The organism is Bradyrhizobium sp. STM 3566 (assembly GCF_045571445.1).
GTDB lineage: Bacteria > Pseudomonadota > Alphaproteobacteria > Rhizobiales > Xanthobacteraceae > Bradyrhizobium > Bradyrhizobium vignae.
In genome coordinates this window covers 1,006,557-1,024,301 of the sequence record NZ_CP120692.1, presented here as the reverse complement: position 1 = coordinate 1,024,301, position 17,745 = coordinate 1,006,557, and the positions used below count along the sequence as shown (strand labels likewise).

Below are 17,745 nucleotides of genomic sequence, written 5' to 3'. Positions count from 1 at the left end.
GCGCTATTTCCCCGTGATGTAGCCGGGGATCGCGACCCAGCGCTCGAGGAAGCGCATCGCGGTCACGACGACGGCGTTGACGAGGAGATAGAGGATGGTCGCGGCGGTGAAGGCCTCGAACACCTGGAACGAGAATTCCTGCATCGAGCGCGCCTGTCCGGTCAGCTCGAGCAGGCCGATGGTGATTGCGACCGCGGTGTTCTTGATGGTGTTGAGGAACTCGGAGGTCAGCGGCGGCAAGATAATGCGGAAGGCCATCGGCAGCAGCACGTAGCGATAGCCCTGCACCGTGGTGAGGCCGAGCGCGGTCGCCGCCATCCTCTGCCCACGCGGCAGCGAGGAGATGCCCGCCTGCAACTGCACGGCCACGCGTGCCGACATGAAGAAACCGACGCCGATCGCAGCCGTCCAGAACGGCGCGTTCGGCAGCTGCTTCAGCCAAGTGCCCGCACCTTTTGGCAGCAGTTCCGGCAGCACGAAGAACCACAGGAACAGCTGCACGAGCAGCGGCATGTTGCGGAAGAACTCGACATAAAGGAAGCCGAACCAGTTGGCGCCCTTCGACGGCAGCGTGCGCATGACGCCGACGATCGAGCCGGTGATCAGCGCGATGATCCAGGCCAGCGCCGCCGTCTTGAGGGTCAGCGCCAAACCCGACAACAGCATGTCGAGATAGGTGCCGGTCCCCATCGGATTCGGCTGGAAGAAGATTCCCCAGTTCCAGTTGTAGTTCACGTGTCCCCCGCGCGAACGCGCCAGTCATGATGTCCTGGCGCCTATGCAAATGTCCGGCCATTCTCCCTCCAGAAAGGCCGAATGTACCGCCTCCCCCCGCAAGCGGGGAGAGGCGGATGGTGCATCTTACTTGTAGTCGTCCGGGTTCGGCGAGTCCGTCGGCTTGGCGAACTCGTTCTTCAGCTCGGCCGAGATCGGCGTGTTGAGGTTCAGGCCCTTCGGCGGGATCTTCTGGGTGAACCATTTGTTGTAGATCTTCTCGGCCTCGCCCGAGGTGTAGAGCGCGGCGGTCGCAGCATCCACCACCTTCTTGAAGGCGGGATCGTCCTTGCGCAGCATGATGCCGTAGGGCTCGGGCTTGGAGAACGCGTCCTTGGAGACGGCGTAGTCGTCCGGGTTCTTCGAGCCGGCGACGAGGCTCGCGAGCAGGATGTCGTCCATCACGAAGGCGACCGCACGGTCGGTCTCGACCATCAGGAAGGCTTCGGCGTGGTCCTTGGCCGGGATGATGTTGGCGCCGAGTCCCTTCGCGACGTTGGCTTCCGTAAGCTGCTTGATGTTGGTGGTGCCGGCGGTCGAGACCACGGTCTTGCCCTTGAGGTCGTCGATCGACTTCAAGCCGCTCGACTTCTTGAAGACGTAGCGGCTGGCGGTCAGGAAGTGGGTATTGGTGAAGGCGACCTGCTTCTGGCGCTCGGCATTGTTGGTGGTCGAGCCGCATTCGAGGTCGATGGTGCCGTTGGCCATCAGCGGGATGCGCGTCGCCGAGGTCACCGGGTTGAGCTTGACCTCGAGCTTGTCGAGCTTGAGCTCCTTCTTCACGGCCTCGACGATCTTGTAGCAGATGTCCATCGCGAACCCGACGGGCTTCTGGTTGTCGTCCAGATAGGAGAACGGGATCGAGGAGTCGCGGAAGCCGAGCGTGATCGCGCCGGTGTCCTTGATGTTCTTCAGCGTGCCGGTCAGCTCCTGCGCCCCGGCCTGGCTGACGACGAAGGTTGCGGCGAGCGCGAGCCCGATGTGACGGAAATGTTTCACGTTTTTCTTCCCCTTTCGGATGATGCGGCCCGGATGCAAGCACAAATCGAGCCGGATTAGAATGTAACTTTCGGCTGGATTATCGGCTCAGGTTAACGGCGCCGGCAACTCGCCGAGATCCCAGAACAGCCCGGCCATCACCGTCAAGGCCTCTTCGGTCAACGGCAGCAGGATGTGCTCATTGGGCGCATGCTGGGAGCAGCCGGGATAGGAGTGCGGGACCCAGATCGTCGGCAGGCCCAGGACCTCGGAGAACACGTCATTGGGCAGCGAGCCGCCAAAGTTCGGCAGCACGGCCGGCGCCTTGCCGGTGGTCTCCTGCACCGAATCCGCCGCCCATTTGATCCACGGGCTGTCGAAATCGGTGCGCGATGCAGCAAAACTCTGCGCCGCGCGCACCTCGACCATTGGAAACCCCTTCTGGACCAGATGCGCGCGGATCGCCTCGATCAGCCCGTCAATTTTGGTGCCGACGACGAAACGCAGTTGCAGCACGGCACTGGCGCGGCCGGGAATGGCGTTCGCCGGCTTCTCGATATTGCCCGACGACATCGCCAGCACCTCGAGCGTATTCCAGGCATAGAGCCGTTCGGCCGCCGACAACCCCTCCTCGCCCCAGTTCTCGGCCAGCGCCGGCTCGTCCGCTGTCGGCACCACCTCGACGTCGGCGAGATAGCTGCGGATTTGGTTGGTGAGCCGCGGCGGCTTCAGGGCCTCGAGCTGGAGGCGGCCATGACCGTCGACCAGGGTCGAGATCGCGTTGACCAGGATGGTCGCGGGGTTGGCGAGCACGCCGCCCCAATTGCCGGAATGATGCCCGCCATCACGCAAATTCACGTCGAGATGAATTCGGATGCCGCCGCGGCAGCCTAGAAACAGCGTCGGCCGATCGGCCGACAGGCGCGGGCCGTCCGAGGCCACGAACAGGTCGGCCTTGAGCGCATCGCGATTGAGATCGCAGACCTTGCCGAGATCGGGCGAGCCGATCTCCTCGCCCATCTCGACGATGAACTTGGCGTTGAACCCGAGCTTGCCGCCGCGCGCGTCGCGCACCGCACGGAGCGCGGCCATGTTGATGCTGTGCTGGCCCTTGTTGTCGGCGGTGCCGCGGCCATAGAGGCGCGTACCCGCAATTGTCGTGCGCCAGGGATCGCGCCCCTCGCGCCACTCGCCTTCCATGCCGTCGACGACATCGCCATGGCCGTAGACCAGCACGGTCGGCGCGGACGCACTCTCGTGATGCTCGGCGAACAGGAACGGCGCCTTGCCGCTTGGGGATTCGACGATGCGGCTGGTGAAGTCGAGCGCGGCGAAGGCCGGCTGCATCTCCTGCTCCAGATAGGCTCGCAGCTCGGGGCCGCGCGACGGATTCTGGCTTTCGGTCCGATACGCGACGCGGCGGTCGAGTTCAGCGAGGAACGCACCGGATTTGAAATCGTCGCGGGCGCGGGCGATGGCGTCGGCTCTGGTCATTGCTTTCGTTTTCAAGGTTTCGATGCCGGCGAACGTAGCGAGCTACATAGGCCGTCGAAAGTGGCGGGGCGTTGGATCGTTCTTGGGCGGTTCTTGGGCGGTTCTTGGGATTTCGTTCTTGCTCGCTTGAGATTGGCTCGCCAAGCGCGGCGGCACCGCTGATTTTGACCTTGCCAATCCCCAAACATATGCAAGAACTTAGCCAAGTTGGGGCGCAGATCTATCATTCGAAGAGCGCTCAGTACAGGGCGGCGAGGGGACCAGCATGGCCAAAGAGATCAGGCTCAACGCCTTTGCGATGAATTGCGTCGCACACCAGTCACCGGGCCTTTGGACCCATCCGCGCGACCGCACCGCCGAGTATAACCGCCTGCCCTACTGGATCGATCTCGCCAAGACGCTGGAGCGCGGCCGTTTCGACGGGCTGTTCCTGGCGGACGTGCTCGGCGTCTACGATGTCTATGGCAACAGCCCTGACGCAGCCTTGCGCAATGCAGCACAGACGCCGTCGAACGAGCCGCTGCTGCTGCTCTCGGCGATGGCCGCGGTGACGCAAAATCTCGGTTTCGGCGTCACCAGCAATCTGTCGTTCGAGCCGCCCTACCCGTTCGCGCGGCGGATGTCGACGCTGGATCATCTCACCGAGGGACGCATCGGCTGGAACGTCGTCACCGGCTATCTCGACAGCGCCGCGCGCGGTGCCGGCAAGGACAAGCAGACCGGACATGACGACCGCTACGACATTGCCGACGAATATATGGAGGTGGTGTACAAGCTCTGGGAAGGAAGCTGGGAGGACGATGCCGTGCTGCGCGACCGGACGCGCGGCATCTTTACCGACCCCGCAAAAGTTCATCGCGTCAATCACGAGGGCACGAACTACCGCATCAACAAAACCATTCACCTCAGCGAGCCATCGCCGCAGCGCACGCCCGTGCTGTACCAGGCCGGCACCTCGCCTCGCGGCCGGCAGTTCGCCGCACGCCATGCCGAGTGCGTCTTCATGTCGGGACCGTCGGCCAAGGTGATCGCGCCGCGCGTCTCAGCGATCCGGCAAGAGGCCGCTGCGCTCGGCCGCAACCCGGCGGAGATCCTGATGTTCTCGATGATGACGATCATCCTTGGACGGACGGAAGCCGAAGCCAGGGAGAAATACGCCGACTACCGCCGTCACATCAGCCCCGAGGGAGCGCTGGCGCTGATGTCGGGATGGACCGGCGTCGACTTCTCCGGCTACGACCTCGACCAGCAGGTGCGCCATGTCCAGAACGACGCCGGCCGCAGCGCGATGGACAACGTCACCCGCGCTGATCCTGATCGCATCTGGACGGTGCGCGATGTGATCGAGCATGTCGGCATCGGCGGCGCCGGTCCGGTCGTGGTCGGCACGCCCGAGATGGTCGCTGACAAAATCGAGGACTGGTTCGAGAAGACCGACGTTGACGGTCTCAACGTCGCGTTCGCGATCTCACCTGGCGATTTCGAGGACATCGCCGATATGCTGGTGCCGGAGCTGACCCGGCGCGGGCGGTACAAGAGCGATTATGCCAAGGGTACGCTGCGGGAGAAGCTGTTCGGTGAGGGGCGCGCGAGGCTCGACGGGCCGCATCCGGCCGCAGGGTATCGGGTGGGGAGGAAAAGATAGCCACCACGTGCCCCCGGGCTGAACATCAAGTCGGGCGCTGAGAACGTGGCGCCAGGCCGCCCTACACCTTCCCGTCCACCATCACCTCGATCAGCTTCGTCCCCGGCCGGCCGAACGCCGACGCCAGCGTCGCCCTCAGCTCGCGGGGGTCGCTGATCTTGATCGCCTCGCAGCCGAGCGCCTTCGCGATGCCGGCAAAATCCACGGGCGGATCGACGAAGTCCATGCCGACGTAATTGTCATCGCCATGGAAGGCGAGCAGCCGCTGCTTGATGATGCGATAGCCGCCATTGTTGGCGATGACGACGTTGAGCGGCAGCTTGTGATGCGCGGCCGTCCACAGCGACTGGATCGAATACATCGCGCTGCCATCGCCCGAGAAGCACACCACGGGGCGATCCGGATTGGCAATGCTGGCGCCGACTGACGCCGGCAGGCCCCAGCCGATGCCGCCGGAGGCAAGTCCGTGGTAGTCATAGCGATCGCGATGCGGCCGCAGCGCCGTAATCTGGCGGCTGGAGGTGAGCCCTTCATCGACGAGAATGGCATTATCAGGCATCGCCTCGACCATCTGCAGCACCAGGAAATCCGGATCGATTGGCGTGCGGGCGGCGCTCCTGCCGATCTGCTCGACCAAAGCGGCGCGGCGTGCGATCCAGTTCTTCGGCGCGAGTTCGGCGAGACGTTGCTTCGCGCGGCCCGCGAGTGTCGCGCCGCCCATCTCCTTCAGCACGGGAATCAGCGCGCGCAGCGTTTCCTTCAGATCCGCCTTCAGCGCGATCTCGGCGCCGTAGTTCTTGGCGATCTCCCAATCGACCAGACCGACCTGCACGATGCCAAGGCCATCCGGCAGCGCGTCCACTTCGCTGTAAACCGACATCCGCAGGGGATCGCCGCCCAGCGCGATCAGGAGATCGTACGGCGCAAGCGTATCGCGTGCGGCCTTCTGCACGCGCGCCAGCGTGCCGATGAAGCTCGGACTCTCCGAGAGAAAGTGCGAGCCATAGGGCGTCGAGGATTGGTAGGCGGCCGCGCCGAGCAGCTCGGCCAACTCAGCCGCCTCGTTCAGCGCATCGCTCTTGACCACCTCGTCCATGGTGACGATCACAGGCCGTTCGGCTTTCAGCAGCCGCGCGGCAAAGGTCTTCAACGCTTCATCCGACGGCCTTGTACGCGCGTCGATGCGGGTGGAGCGGCCGAGATCAATGCCGGCTTCGCTGTTGAGGATGTCGCCGGGCAGCGAAATGAACACCGGCCCGGTCGGCGGCGTCATCGCCACCTTGGCGGCACGGCGCACGATGCGCGGCAGATCCTCCAGCCGCGTCACCTCGACCGCCCATTTCACCAGCGGCTCGGCCATACGCACCAGAGGACCATAGAGCACCGGCTCCATCAGGCCGTGGCCCTGCTCCTGCTGGCCTGCAGTCAAAATCATCGGCGTGCCCGTGAACTGGGCGTTGTAGAGCGAGCCCATGGCGTTGCCGAGGCCGGGCGCGACGTGAACGTTGCAGGCGACGAGCTTGCCGGAGGCACGGCTGTAGCCGTCGGCGATCGCCACCACCAGGCTCTCCTGCATCGCCATCACATAGGTGAGATCGGGCTGGTCCTTCAGCGCATGCATGATCGGCAGCTCCGTGGTGCCGGGATTGCCGAACAGATGCGAGACGCCCTCGTCCTTGAGCAGCGCGAGAAAGGCGGAGCGGCCGGTGATCTTGTTCTTCATGTTTCCTCCAGGAGCGGACGTTGCCGCAAGGACGGAGGCATGATGGCCGAAGTTTTGGGATGCGCGCAAGGAAGCGCGCTCATGGCTGCGTTGCGTGGAAGCCCCACTCTCGTGTCTCGGACGGGACGCAACGTGCAACGTTGCGGCGCAGAGCCGGGACACAGATATTCGCGCCGAGTTCGCTGAGGCATGGGCACCGGCTCAGCAGCCACCGCCGCACCGGACCATGCTTCGCATCGCAGGGGAGGCGCTGCGCCGCGTCCTGGGCACGAGAGCGGAGGTGCGGCTCGCACTATATCTCCTCGCGGCCCAGCTCGAACGGATCCTCGCCGCCCGCGCGCTTCTTCTTTTTCGAGCGCTGCCAGACCACGCCCGGAAAGCCCTTCAGCGGCACCAGCGGCTCGCCGGTATAGGCCCATTCCTGCAGCTCCTCGATCGCGATGTGATAGAGCGGTTGGCGGCCGGTGCGTTCGTTGAACAGGGCACGGGGAATGTTGACCATGTGCGGTCCGCGCGGACGTTCGTACATGATCGGCGTCCCGCAATGTGAGCAGAAGCTGCGCGCGGTCTTGGTTACCTTGTCCTCGTAGCGGGTGAGCACGGTCTTGCCGGACGTGATGCGAAAGCGCTTCTTCCAGCTACCGATATAGGTCGCGTAAGCTGCGCCGTGGGCGCGGCGACTGGCGGCGGAGTGATCATGCCACGCCCAGCGCGCGGGAACGTCGATCTCGAAGGTGACCTTGCCGCAGAGGCATTGGCCGGTGGCTATTCCTGCGGCGGCTGCGGCTTTGGCCATGGAAAGTCTCCCCGTCGTCATTGCGAGCGCAGCGAAACAATCCAGGCTGCCTCAACGGAGAGATGCTGGATTGCTTCGCTGCGCTCGCAATGACGGAATTTGTGGTGGTGGTCGGAGCAACGCAATAGTCCCGTACCCCGGATGGAGCGAAGCGCAATCCGGGGATCTTGACGCGGGGACGATCCCGGATTGCGCTGCGCTCCATCCAGGCTACGGCAGCGTCAGGCGGGCGTCAGCTCGTCATACACCGGATAATCCGTATACCCCTTCTCCTCGCCGCCATAGAACGTCGCGCGGTTGTACGGCGTGATCGGATAGTCGTGCTCCAGCCGCCGCGGCAGATCCGGATTGGAGATGAAGATGCGGCCGAAAGCAATGATATCGGCGTGTCCCTCGGCGATCGCCGCGTTTGCGGTCTCGCCGGTAAAGCCGCCGGCGGTCATCAGCACGCCACTGTAGAGTGGCCGGAACAGCACCATCGCCGACGGCACATTCTCCCAGTGCACGTCGGCGCGGCCGGCGCCGCTCGATCGCGGCTCGATGAAGTGCAGGTAGGCCAGGCCGAGCTTGTCGAGCGCCTTCACGACATGGGTGTAAAGCGGCATCGGATCGGGCTCGCCGGAATCATTGGCGATGCCATGTGGCGACAGCCGGACGGCGACGCGGTTCGCGCCAGACGTCGATCGCGGCCTGCGTGACTTCGAGCAGAAGGCGCGCGCGGTTCTCGATCGAGCCGCCATATTGATCGGTGCGCTGGTTGCTGCGCGACTGCAGGAACTGCTCGAGCAGATAGCCGTTGGCACCGTGGATCTCGACGCCGTCGAAGCCCGCGGCAAGCGCGTTCTTGGCACCCTGCCGGAACGCCTCGATGATGTCCTTGACCTCCTCGGTCTCCAGCGCGCGCGGCGTCTCGTATTCGGCGATCTTGCCGTCGGCCGTCATCGCCTTCATGCCTTCGGCCTTGATCGGGATGGCCGAGGCCGAAACCGGCAGCGCACCGCCGTGGAAAGAAGAGTGAGAGACGCGGCCGACATGCCAGAGCTGGAGGAAGATGATGCCGCCCTTGGCATGCACGGCATCGACCACCTTGCGCCAGCCCGCCACTTGCGCCTGCGAATAGATGCCAGGTGTCGCCGGGTTGCCGCGGCCATGCGAGAGCACCGGCGAGGCTTCGGCAATGATCAGGCCGCCTTTCGTCGCGCGCTGGCGGTAATATTCAGCATTGAGCGGACGCGGGGAAAAGCTGTCGCGCTCGGCGCGCATCCGGGTGAGCGGTGCCATCGCCACGCGGTGTGCAAGTTTGTACGGACCAACCTGCAACGGTTGAAACAACGCTTCGAATTTCATGTGGGCCCCGAACGACTAGGAAAGGACGCGGATCATATAGCGAGGGGCAGCGACCGGAAAAGGTGCTGCCCCGCGAAGGCAGATATTCCCTTCCGCGGAACACGGGAGGGATATGGATCTTACGCCGTCTTGATCCAGACAGCCTTCACGTTGAGATATTCCTCGACATGCTGCTTGCCGGACTCGCGGCCGTAGCCACTCATCTTGTAGCCTCCGAACGGCACGGCTGGATCCATCGCCTGGTAGCAGTTCACCCACACCGAGCCAGCACGCAGGCGCTTCGCCACTGCATGGGCCTTGCTGACGTCGCGCGTCCACAGACCGGAGCCGAGGCCGAAGGTGGTGTTGTTGGCGCGCTTGACCAGCTCGTCCATGTCCTTGAACGCGATCGCGGAGATGACCGGACCAAAAATCTCCTCCTGCGCGATGCGCATGTCGTCCTCAACGCCCGCGAACACCGTCGGTGAGACGAAGAAGCCCTTCGACAATGCGCCCTCGGTGACGCGACCCCCGCCGGCGAGCGCCTTGGCGCCTTCCTTCTGACCGATGTCGAGATAGCCGGTGACGCGCTCGAGCTGCTGCTCGGAGACGAGCGGACCGATCTGCACGTTGGGATCGAGGCCGTTGCCGACCTGCAGCTTCTTGCCGAACTCGGCGACGCGACCGACGAATTCGTCATAGATCGATTGCTCGACGAACAGGCGCGTGCCGGCGCTGCAGATCTGACCCGAATTGGCGAATACCGCCATCGCCGCGCCCGGCACCGCCGCGTCGAGATCGGCATCCGCGAACACGATGTCCGGCGACTTGCCGCCGAGCTCGAGCGAGACGCGCTTCAAGTTGCCGGCCGAGGCGCTGATGATCGACTGGCCTGTCACATGCGAGCCCGTGAAGGCGACCTTGTCGACATCATGATGCGAGGCCAGCGCCGCGCCCGCGGTCTCGCCGTAGCCGGGAACGACGTTGACAACGCCCGGCGGAATGCCCGCTTCCATCGCGAGCTCGGCGATGCGCAGCGAGGTCAGCGGCGCCTCTTCGGCGGGCTTGAGCACCACGGTGCAGCCGGTCGCGATCGCCGGGCCGATCTTCCAGATCGTCGCGGTCAGCGGGCCGTTCCACGGGATGATGGCGCCGACGACACCGACCGGCTCCTTCAGAGTGTAGGAGAAGATCTCGCCGGGCAGCGAGTTCTCGATGGTCTCGCCGTGGATTGCCGTGGTCTGGCCGGCGTAATAGCGCAGCATGCCGATGGCGCGCAGGCGATAGGCGCGGGTGCGGCTGAGAGGCGCGCCCATGTCGAGCGTGTCGAGCTGCGACAATTCGTCGAAGTTCTTCTCGACGAGGTCGGCGAGCCTCAAGAGCAGGTTCTGCCGCTCGAACGGCTTGACGTTGCTCCACGGACCTTCGAACGCGCGGCGAGCGGCGGCAACGGCACGATCGATGTCTTCCTTGTCGCCTTCGGCGACCGTTGCAAGCAGCTCGCCGGTTGCGGGATTGCGGGTCTCGAAGCGCTTGCCTGAGGCGGCGTCGACCCACCTGCCGTCGATCAGCATCTGCTTGTAGGACCCATTTGCGAACGGATGGCGCGTGATCGGAATAGCCTGCGACACAGCCATGGCTGCACTCCCTGTCAGGTTATTGATTGGCTCGATCTGGGCGGGATCGTTCGATCGAGGATACAGCCGTGGCAGATAGGCGTAAAGGCAGCACGGACCGAAGACCTCCCATGCCGACTTGTGCAGGGTCGCACTGCTGTCATGTTATAGCTCGACGAGAGCGTTCCACGGAGACCATCCATGCCACATCCCGCCATCACCAAAGACAATGTTGCCGTGATCACGGGTGGCGCATCCGGCATCGGATTTGCCGCTGCCATCGCCTTTGCGCGCGCTGGAATGAAGGTGTGTATCGCCGATGTCGACGAGACACGGTTGGCAGAAGCTGCAACAAGACTGTCATCCGTCACGGCTGCCACGAACGTGATGACTCTCGCCGTCGATGTCAGCGAGATCGAAAGCGTGACGGAACTGGAGCGCGCAGTACGCGAGCGGTTTGGCGGGACCGACATCCTCATGAACAATGCCGGAATCCAGCCGGGCAGCACGCTGTTCGGCGAGCCCGATCATTGGCAGCGCATCATCGGCGTCAACATGTGGGGCATCATCAACGGCTCGCGGATCTTCGCGCCGAGCATGATCGCACGCGGCAGGTGTGGCCTCATCATCAATACCGGCTCCAAGCAGGGCATCACCACGCCGCCGGGCGATCCCGCCTACAATGTCTCGAAGGCCGGCGTGAAAGCGTTCACCGAGGCGCTCCAACACGAGCTGCGCAACAGCAAGGACTGCCACATCACGGCTCATCTGTTGATCCCGGGCTTCGTCTTCACCGGCCTCACCGCCAAGGGACGCACCGAGAAACCGGCCGGCGCCTGGACGCCGGAGCAGACGGTCGATTTCATGCTGGCGCGGCTGGAGGCCGGCGATTTCTACATTCTTTGTCCGGACAACGACGTGCCGCGCGCTCTCGATGAGAAGCGTATGCTCTGGGCCGCCGGCGACATCATCGAGAACCGCCCGCCATTGTCGCGCTGGCACCCGGATTACGCGGATGCGTTCAAGAAGTTCGTGGAGGCGGAATAGCAATCAGACCCTCATGGTGAGGAGCGCGCCCTTGCGCGCGTCTCGAACCATGCAGGCCCGGCTGGGGCCTCTATCCTTCGAGACGCCCGCTTTCAGCGGGCTCATCAGGATGAGGGTCGGAGTGTTCGCGCCCGGCAAGTTTCGCGCAAACGCCCTACAGCGTCTCCTGCTTGTGCCCGCAATTCTTGCAGGCGAACTTGACGCGGGTCTGCCCCTTCTCCGCCTGCACCCGGTTCGGCGCGCCGCACTTGCCGCAGACGGCCTCGATTCGGGTGGTGCCCTGCTTGACGACGATGGTCTTCTTTTCCATCGATTCGCGGATCAGGCGTTCGGCCTCCTCGCGCAGGGATTGTTTCGACAAAGCTCGTCTCCGCCTCTGGAAAGCGCGAGAGCCATATCGCACCCGCGGTCGAAGCACAATGCGTGATGGAGATCGCAGCCGGTCAAGACGTCATTCGGATAGTTGCCGAGCGCAGGCGAAGACGCGGTAGAACTGCGCGCCGTCGTAGGCGACCAGCAGCAGATCGACGCCGGCGTTGATCGCTTCCACCACGGCCTTGCAGACACTAACGCAAGGCAGTCTCCTGATCGATCCCGACCAGCACGTGGCGTCCTTCGCTGGCGCACCGCTCAAACTGACGGCGATCGAGCTCGGCATTTTGTGCGCGTTCCTGACCCGTCCGACCTCGGTGTTCAACCGCGAGCAGCTGATGCGGGCGGCCTATCAGCTCAACATCCAGGTCTCCGACCGCACCATCGACAGCCGCATCCGCAACATCCGCGCCAAGCTCGCGGCACTTTCCTGCGACAACGTGATCGAGAAGGCGCTGATCGTGCTGTCGCATCTCGCCGACAATGCGATGCGGCACAAGGCGCAGACGATCAGGCTCGAGGCGGCGGACGAGCGTACGACCTTGCGGCTGACCGTGAGCAATGACGGCGAACCGATCTCGGCCCCGAACCGCGACCGGATCTTTGACGCGTTCTTCACCACCCGCCGGGACCAGGGCAGCACCGGGATGGGGCTGGCGATCGCGCGTGCGGTGATGGCGAGCCATGGCGGCTCGATCAGGCTGAAGCCGACCGACGGGGGCGCGGCCTTCGAGCTCCAACTCCCTCTGGCCTAGATCGCGAACACCCAGGCGGCAACAATGGCGCCGATGGTGACGAGACCGGCGATGGTCCAGCCGGCGGCGTATTCCAGCTCAGGATGACCGGTCGCGCGCATGATCTCAACCGGATCGGCGGTATGCTTCTCTGCCATGACAGCCTCGCACGTTTCTTCCCGCGTCTTATGTAAGTCGCACCAGCCGTCTTTAGGTTCCATCACGGAAATGCGAGAAATGACGCAGCTTGGTTTGTTCGCCGATGCGCAGGCAGGCCCAACCGGTCTTCGCTATACGAACAATTTTATCGGTGTCGCCGCCGAGCAGGATCTGATTGGCCGCATCGCAGCATTGCCGCTCCGGCGCTTCCAGTTCGGCGCCTTCGAGGGCAACCGCCGCGTGGCATCGTTCGGCTATCGCTACGACTACGCGCTGCAGCGGCTCATCGAGGCCGAGCCGATCCCGGACTGGGTGCGGCCGGTCGCGCGCCAGGTCGAGGCATGGGCGGGGCTCACAGAGGGCAGCGTCCGGCAGGTGCTGTGCACCGAATATGAAGTTGGCGTCGGCATCGGCTGGCATCGCGACAAGCCGCATTTCGACAAGGTCCTCGGCCTATCGCTGGGCGCTCGTTGCAAATTCCGCTTCCGCCGCCGCAACGGCGACAAGTGGGAGCGCCACGCGCTCGAAGCCCTGCCGCGTTCGCTCTACATGATGGACGGTGAGGCGCGGTCGCAATGGGAGCACAGCATCCCGCCGGTCGAGGCGCGTCGCTACTCCATCACTTTCCGGACGATGAAGCCGCGATAAGCAGGCGGTCCAAAACAAAAACTGCGAAAACAACCCCATGCACAGTAGAAAGCCGTTGCCGGCTCGAGACCGGGCGACGCCGGACAACGGCCTGATGAATCGAGACAAAACGGCTGCTCCGCGCAATCCTCCCGGGCCCCGCGAAGCTGCCTTCCAAATGCGGCGACATGCCAAGCGCCTGGTCCGTGCTGGCCGAAGGTGCCGCGAATTCGCCTCAAGCCCAGCCGACTAATGAGGCGAATTGAAAAGACAGGCCAGATCAGCGAGCCAATATGAGCCCCGCAAGGCCGGCATCATCATGAAGAATTGTCTGACATTTTTCCTGCTTCTGACCATGACCACGGCCTCCGCGCACGGACCTGTGCCGGGCCGGCTGCCGCCGCCCTCCGGTCTCGTGCAAGTGGGCCTGACCGATTCCGACACCACCGCCGGCGGCACCGCGCGGCTATGCGAGCAGGTCACCTTCTCGCGCGGTCTGCGCTATGGCGAGACCGAGGCCAATGCGCTGGATGTCGCGACCAGCGCCACCAAGGCGGACACACCGCGGCCGGTGCTGCTGTTCGTGGCGGGGGATACCTTCACCGGCGACCGCGCCGCGCCGGAGCTGTCGCGCCAGATCCAGGACCAAGCCATGTGCTTTGCGGCGCGCAACGACATGATCGGGGTCCGCGTCAACTATCGCCTGGCGCCCTCGGCGACCTGGCCGGCCGGCGCGTCCGATGTGGCGGCGGCGCTGTCCTGGGTCCACGGCAATATCGATCTCTTCAACGGCGATGCTCGCGAAATCGTCGCGGTCGGCTACGGCGCCGGCGCCTTCCATGTCGCCACCCTGCTGGCGCATCCCGAGCTGCAGACCGACGGCGCCGACGTCGCCGGCGTCGTGCTGGTGTCCGGGATCTACCGCGTCGGCAAGGACGCGAGCGACAGCGAGAAGGCCTATCTCGGCCCAGATGCCACCCAATACGACAAGCGATCGGTCTTCCCCGGCATCCTCAATGTCGACGTGCCGATCGTGCTGGCCTGGGCCGCGGACGATTCCGCCGGCCTCGTCGCGCAAGGCGAGACCCTGAAGAAGACGCTGTGCGGCGCGGGCCATTGCCCGCGCAGCGCATTGCTGCGCAGCCGCGACGGCATCGCGGCCGCGTTTGGCCTCGATGGCTCGGGCGATAGTCTTGCGGAGCCGACGCTGCTGCTGGTGCACCAGCTCGAGGCGCGGGGTTTGCCGTAGCAGGCGTGTCAACACGCCTGCCATTTCGTTCGGCCCTGCGCCGGGTTGAAGCGGACTCGCCCAGCCATACGATCGCCAAACGCTCGACCTACACCAACCCGCCTTGCTGCGGATTGAGCCGACCTCGTTGGGGGCCAACGACAAGGTGTCGAGCATGCGCGTCACCGGCAGACTGCTGTTCGTTCTGATCGTTGCTTCGGCCTCGCTTGGGGCGATGTCGCTGCAACACACCGAGCAACCCGCAACCGACAAGGAAATCCGAATCGGCAATGTCATGCCTTATTCGGGACCGCTGTCGGAGTTCGGCGCGATCGGCCAGGCTGAGGCCGCCTATTTCGACATGGTCAACGCGCGTGGCGGGATCAACGGCCGCAAGATCCGCTTCATCACCCGCGACGACAATTCCGATCCGGGAAGCGCGCTGGAGCTGACGCGCAGTCTGGTCGAGAGCGAGGACGTCCATCTGATGTTCGGCTCGTTCGGCACGCCCGGAAACCTCGCGACTCGCCGGTATCTGAACGAGAAGAAGATCCCGCAGCTGTTCGTCGCCTCCGGCGATGAGGAGCTGAGCCAGCCAAGCGCGTTTCCCTGGACCATGGGCTGGCAGCCGTCGTTCAGATCGGAGGGGCGGATCTATGCCAACTACATCCAGGCCTACTACCCCCAAAAGAAGATCGTGGTGCTCTGGCAGAACGACCAGTTCGGGCGCATGCTCTACAAGGGCATCCAGGAAGGCCTTGGCGATCTCAACCGTCACGTCCTCGTCGACATCGCCTTCGACATTGGCGATGAGCATCTCGACGGGCACGTCTCGATTCTCAAACGCGCCGGCGCCGACATCTTCGTCTTTCTCGGCGTGCCGTCGACGGCGTCCAAGGTGATCAAGCTGGCGGCGTCGCTCAACTGGCATCCGGTCTTCATCGTCAACGATGCCTCCGCCTCGATCGCCAACGCGATGGCGCCCGCGGGCCTCGAGAACTCCGCCGGCGTGATCTCGGCGGCCTTTCTGAAGGACCCGAGCGATCCCGCCTGGAAAAACGATTCCGCCATGAAGGACTGGTTCGCCTTCATGGACAAATACCATCAGGTCGAAAGCACCAACAACAGCGCCGCACTCTATGGCTACGCCGCGGCCGAGGCGCTGACGCAGGTGCTGACGCAATGCGGCGATGATTTCTCGCGCGACAATATCATGCGTCAGGCGGCTTCGCTCAGGGACTACCAGCCCTCGGTCGCCTTGCCCAACATCAGGATGAACACCTCGCCGGACCGCTATCTGCCGATCAGACAGATGCGGCTGGTCCAGTTCGACGGACGCTCGTGGCAGCCCTTTGGTGAGGTGATCGAGACGGCGTTCACGGAGGGCGCGGCGCGGTGAATCACAAACCCGCGCAACCCCCATTTGGTGGTGGCTGGGCCAGGCGCCTTTTCGTTTCCTCACGGATGTTTAACATCGGTCGCAACCTGCATCTGCTCCGCCGGGAGACTCCATGACCGAGACCATCCGCATCAAACGCTTCCACGCGCGGCCCGTGATCGTGCCGATGAATCTGCCGCTCCAGACCTCGACCGGCGCAGTCGCCAAAGCGCCGCTGGTGCTGATCGACTGCGAGACCGATCAGGGCGAGACCGGCCATGCCTATCTGTTCTCGATCACGCCCTCGGCCTTGAAGCCGCTGACGGCGATGGTCACCGAAATGTCGGACTTGCTCGCCGGCGACGAGCTGCTGCCGTTCGAGATCGAACGCAAGCTGACCCAGCGCTTCACCCTGCTGGGCCTCGCCGGTCTGCAACGGCTGGCCCAATCCGGCATCGACATGGCCGCCTGGGACGCGCTGGCGCGCAGCAACGCCCTGCCGCTGGTGCGCCTGCTTGGCGGCACGCCGAAGCCGGTGAGGGCCTACAATTCGAAAGGCCTCGGCATCATGCCGGCCGGCGCCGCGGTCGAGGAAGCCCACAAGCTGCTCGCTGAAGGATTTCAGGCCGCCAAAATCCGCGTCGGCCGGCATGATGCGCGGGAGGACCTCGCCGTGGTGCGCGCGGTACGCAAGGCCGTCGGCGACCACGTGACGCTGATGTGCGACTACAACCAGGCGCTGACGGTGACCGAGGCCATCCGCCGCGGTGAGATGCTCGACGACGAGGGCCTCACCTGGATCGAGGAGCCGATTCGCCACGACGACTATGCCGGCTGCGCCCGCGTCGCGGACGCGCTGCATACGCCCCTGCAGATCGGTGAGAATTTTGACAGCGCGTTTTCGATGCAGTCCGCGCTCGCGGCGGAAGCCTGCGATTACGTGATGCCGGACGTGCAGCGCATCGGTGGCGTCACCGGCTGGCTTCGCGCCGCCGCGCTGGCGCATGCCGCCGGCATCGAGATGTCGACGCATCTGTTCTCGGAGGTGAGCGCGCATTTGCTCTGCGTGACGCCGACCGCACATTGGCTGGAATATGTCGACTGGGCCGATGCGGTGCTGGCAACGCGGCTGCAGATCAAGGACGGCTTTGCACTGCCGAGCGAAGAGCCCGGCAACGGGATCGCATGGGATGAGGCGGCGGTCGCCAAATATCTCGTTACATGAGGGCGCCTGTCGGCGCGTCGATCACCGATCGTCGGGTCTACGACCGAACGGCGGCAATCATACTCAGCTCCAAGGGAGCCCGACGAGGCTCGCCTGAGCGTATTGCGCAGCGGCGGTGCGCGCGATAACGCTTCCCCATGAGCACATGGCGGCACATCCCCGCATCCGCGTCGTCGCAATCGGCCTGCACTGGCGCGACGGGCGGCTGCTGGCCGCCGAGGTGCGCGACGATGCGGGCCGGATCAAGGGCGTGCGCCCGCTCGGCGGCGAGATCGAGTTCGGCGAGAGCTGGCACGCGGCGCTCGTGCGGGAATTCAACGAAGAACTCGGCATCGACGTCACCATCGCCAGCGAGCCCTTGCTGCTGGAGAACATTTTTGTGCATGAGGGATCGACCGGCCACGAGGTGATGTTCGTCGCGGAGGTCGCGTTTCCAGAGGGCGCCTTCGCCGGCCAGGACCGCATCGACTTCCGCGAGGACAACGGAGAAGAGATCGTCGCCCGCTGGTTCGACCTTGCCGATCTCGACCTGGATGGCGGACCGAGCCTCTATCCGACGGGCCTGAAGGACGTGCTGCGCGGCAACAGGTACAAGACGAATTGAACACGATGCTGCCTCGCAT

The 17,745-nt window shown here is 64.5% G+C and carries 15 protein-coding genes and 3 pseudogenes; 9 read left to right on the top strand and 9 right to left on the bottom strand.

Translation table 11 applies throughout. The features are described 5' to 3' along the window. Positions 1-3 precede the first annotated feature (3 nt). The 3 genes from P6U27_RS04860 to P6U27_RS04850 all read right to left on the bottom strand — a co-directional run bounded on the left by P6U27_RS04860 (position 4) and on the right by P6U27_RS04850 (position 3,246). Positions 4-735: an amino acid ABC transporter permease gene (locus tag P6U27_RS04860; protein ID WP_122400891.1), complete on the bottom strand. Its 732-nt coding sequence runs from the start codon at positions 733-735 to the stop codon at positions 4-6. 126 nt (positions 736-861) lie between these two features. Next, the gene (locus tag P6U27_RS04855) at positions 862-1,773 is read right to left on the bottom strand and encodes an amino acid ABC transporter substrate-binding protein (RefSeq protein WP_122406375.1); all 912 of its coding nucleotides are present in this window, start codon (positions 1,771-1,773) and stop codon (positions 862-864) included. A gap of 87 nt (positions 1,774-1,860) precedes the next feature. After that, positions 1,861-3,246: a M20 family metallopeptidase gene (locus P6U27_RS04850; RefSeq protein ID WP_122400890.1), complete on the bottom strand. Its 1,386-nt coding sequence runs from the start codon at positions 3,244-3,246 to the stop codon at positions 1,861-1,863. A gap of 265 nt (positions 3,247-3,511) precedes the next feature. Between P6U27_RS04850 and P6U27_RS04845 the strand changes: the two genes are divergently transcribed. Further along, positions 3,512-4,891, top strand: coding sequence for an LLM class flavin-dependent oxidoreductase (locus P6U27_RS04845; RefSeq protein WP_209294658.1), 1,380 nt, complete (start codon positions 3,512-3,514; stop codon positions 4,889-4,891). 61 nt (positions 4,892-4,952) lie between these two features. On the opposite strand, the gene P6U27_RS04840 is transcribed toward P6U27_RS04845, so the two are convergent. The 4 genes and pseudogenes from P6U27_RS04840 to P6U27_RS04825 all read right to left on the bottom strand — a co-directional run bounded on the left by P6U27_RS04840 (position 4,953) and on the right by P6U27_RS04825 (position 10,373). Continuing rightward, entirely contained in the window at positions 4,953-6,614 is a 1,662-nt protein-coding gene (locus P6U27_RS04840; RefSeq protein WP_209294657.1) for a thiamine pyrophosphate-binding protein, read from the bottom strand. Between the two features lie 292 nt (positions 6,615-6,906). Next, positions 6,907-7,410 carry a GFA family protein gene (locus tag P6U27_RS04835; protein ID WP_122400887.1) on the bottom strand — a complete coding sequence of 168 codons (504 nt, stop codon included), beginning with the start codon at positions 7,408-7,410 and terminating at the stop codon, positions 6,907-6,909. 221 nt (positions 7,411-7,631) lie between these two features. Further along, positions 7,632-8,757 (bottom strand): annotated as a pseudogene (locus tag P6U27_RS04830) (alkene reductase). Between the two features lie 119 nt (positions 8,758-8,876). After that, positions 8,877-10,373, bottom strand: a complete 1,497-nt coding sequence (locus P6U27_RS04825) for an aldehyde dehydrogenase family protein (protein WP_407193713.1) — start codon at positions 10,371-10,373, stop codon at positions 8,877-8,879. 180 nt (positions 10,374-10,553) lie between these two features. On the opposite strand from P6U27_RS04825, the gene P6U27_RS04820 reads away from it, so the two are divergent. Then, the gene (locus tag P6U27_RS04820) at positions 10,554-11,399 is read left to right on the top strand and encodes an SDR family oxidoreductase (protein ID WP_209294655.1); all 846 of its coding nucleotides are present in this window, start codon (positions 10,554-10,556) and stop codon (positions 11,397-11,399) included. 154 nt (positions 11,400-11,553) lie between these two features. On the opposite strand, the gene P6U27_RS04815 is transcribed toward P6U27_RS04820, so the two are convergent. After that, positions 11,554-11,760 (bottom strand): hypothetical protein, encoded by a 207-nt coding sequence (locus P6U27_RS04815; protein WP_025033895.1) that lies wholly within the window; start codon positions 11,758-11,760, stop codon positions 11,554-11,556. A gap of 205 nt (positions 11,761-11,965) precedes the next feature. Between P6U27_RS04815 and P6U27_RS04810 the strand changes: the two are divergent. Further along, positions 11,966-12,220, top strand: a pseudogene (locus P6U27_RS04810) (winged helix-turn-helix domain-containing protein); the annotation flags it as partial. Then, positions 12,218-12,526 (top strand): annotated as a pseudogene (locus tag P6U27_RS04805) (sensor histidine kinase); the annotation flags it as partial. The pseudogenes P6U27_RS04810 and P6U27_RS04805, both read left to right, overlap by 3 nt. On the opposite strand, the gene P6U27_RS04800 reads toward P6U27_RS04805, so the two are convergent. Then, positions 12,523-12,663: a hypothetical protein gene (locus tag P6U27_RS04800; RefSeq protein WP_164936762.1), complete on the bottom strand. Its 141-nt coding sequence runs from the start codon at positions 12,661-12,663 to the stop codon at positions 12,523-12,525. The pseudogene P6U27_RS04805 and the gene P6U27_RS04800 sit on opposite strands and share 4 nt — an antisense overlap. A 79-nt stretch (positions 12,664-12,742) precedes the next feature. On the opposite strand from P6U27_RS04800, the gene P6U27_RS04795 reads away from it, so the two are divergent. The 5 genes from P6U27_RS04795 (at position 12,743) to P6U27_RS04775 (ending at position 17,726) form a co-directional block, all read left to right on the top strand. After that, complete coding sequence (locus P6U27_RS04795; RefSeq protein ID WP_407194416.1) at positions 12,743-13,312, top strand: alpha-ketoglutarate-dependent dioxygenase AlkB; 570 nt, start codon at positions 12,743-12,745, stop codon at positions 13,310-13,312. A 298-nt stretch (positions 13,313-13,610) separates the two neighbouring features. After that, positions 13,611-14,540: an alpha/beta hydrolase gene (locus P6U27_RS04790; RefSeq protein WP_129142643.1), complete on the top strand. Its 930-nt coding sequence runs from the start codon at positions 13,611-13,613 to the stop codon at positions 14,538-14,540. Positions 14,541-14,694: 154 nt separating this feature from the next. After that, a complete protein-coding gene (locus P6U27_RS04785) occupies positions 14,695-15,918 on the top strand; it encodes an ABC transporter substrate-binding protein (protein ID WP_164936770.1) in 1,224 nt (407 codons plus the stop codon). A 112-nt stretch (positions 15,919-16,030) separates the two neighbouring features. Beyond that, positions 16,031-17,122 (top strand): enolase C-terminal domain-like protein, encoded by a 1,092-nt coding sequence (locus P6U27_RS04780; RefSeq protein ID WP_122400881.1) that lies wholly within the window; start codon positions 16,031-16,033, stop codon positions 17,120-17,122. 145 nt (positions 17,123-17,267) lie between these two features. Beyond that, entirely contained in the window at positions 17,268-17,726 is a 459-nt protein-coding gene (locus P6U27_RS04775; protein ID WP_312016163.1) for an NUDIX hydrolase, read from the top strand. Positions 17,727-17,745: the final 19 nt, after the last annotated feature.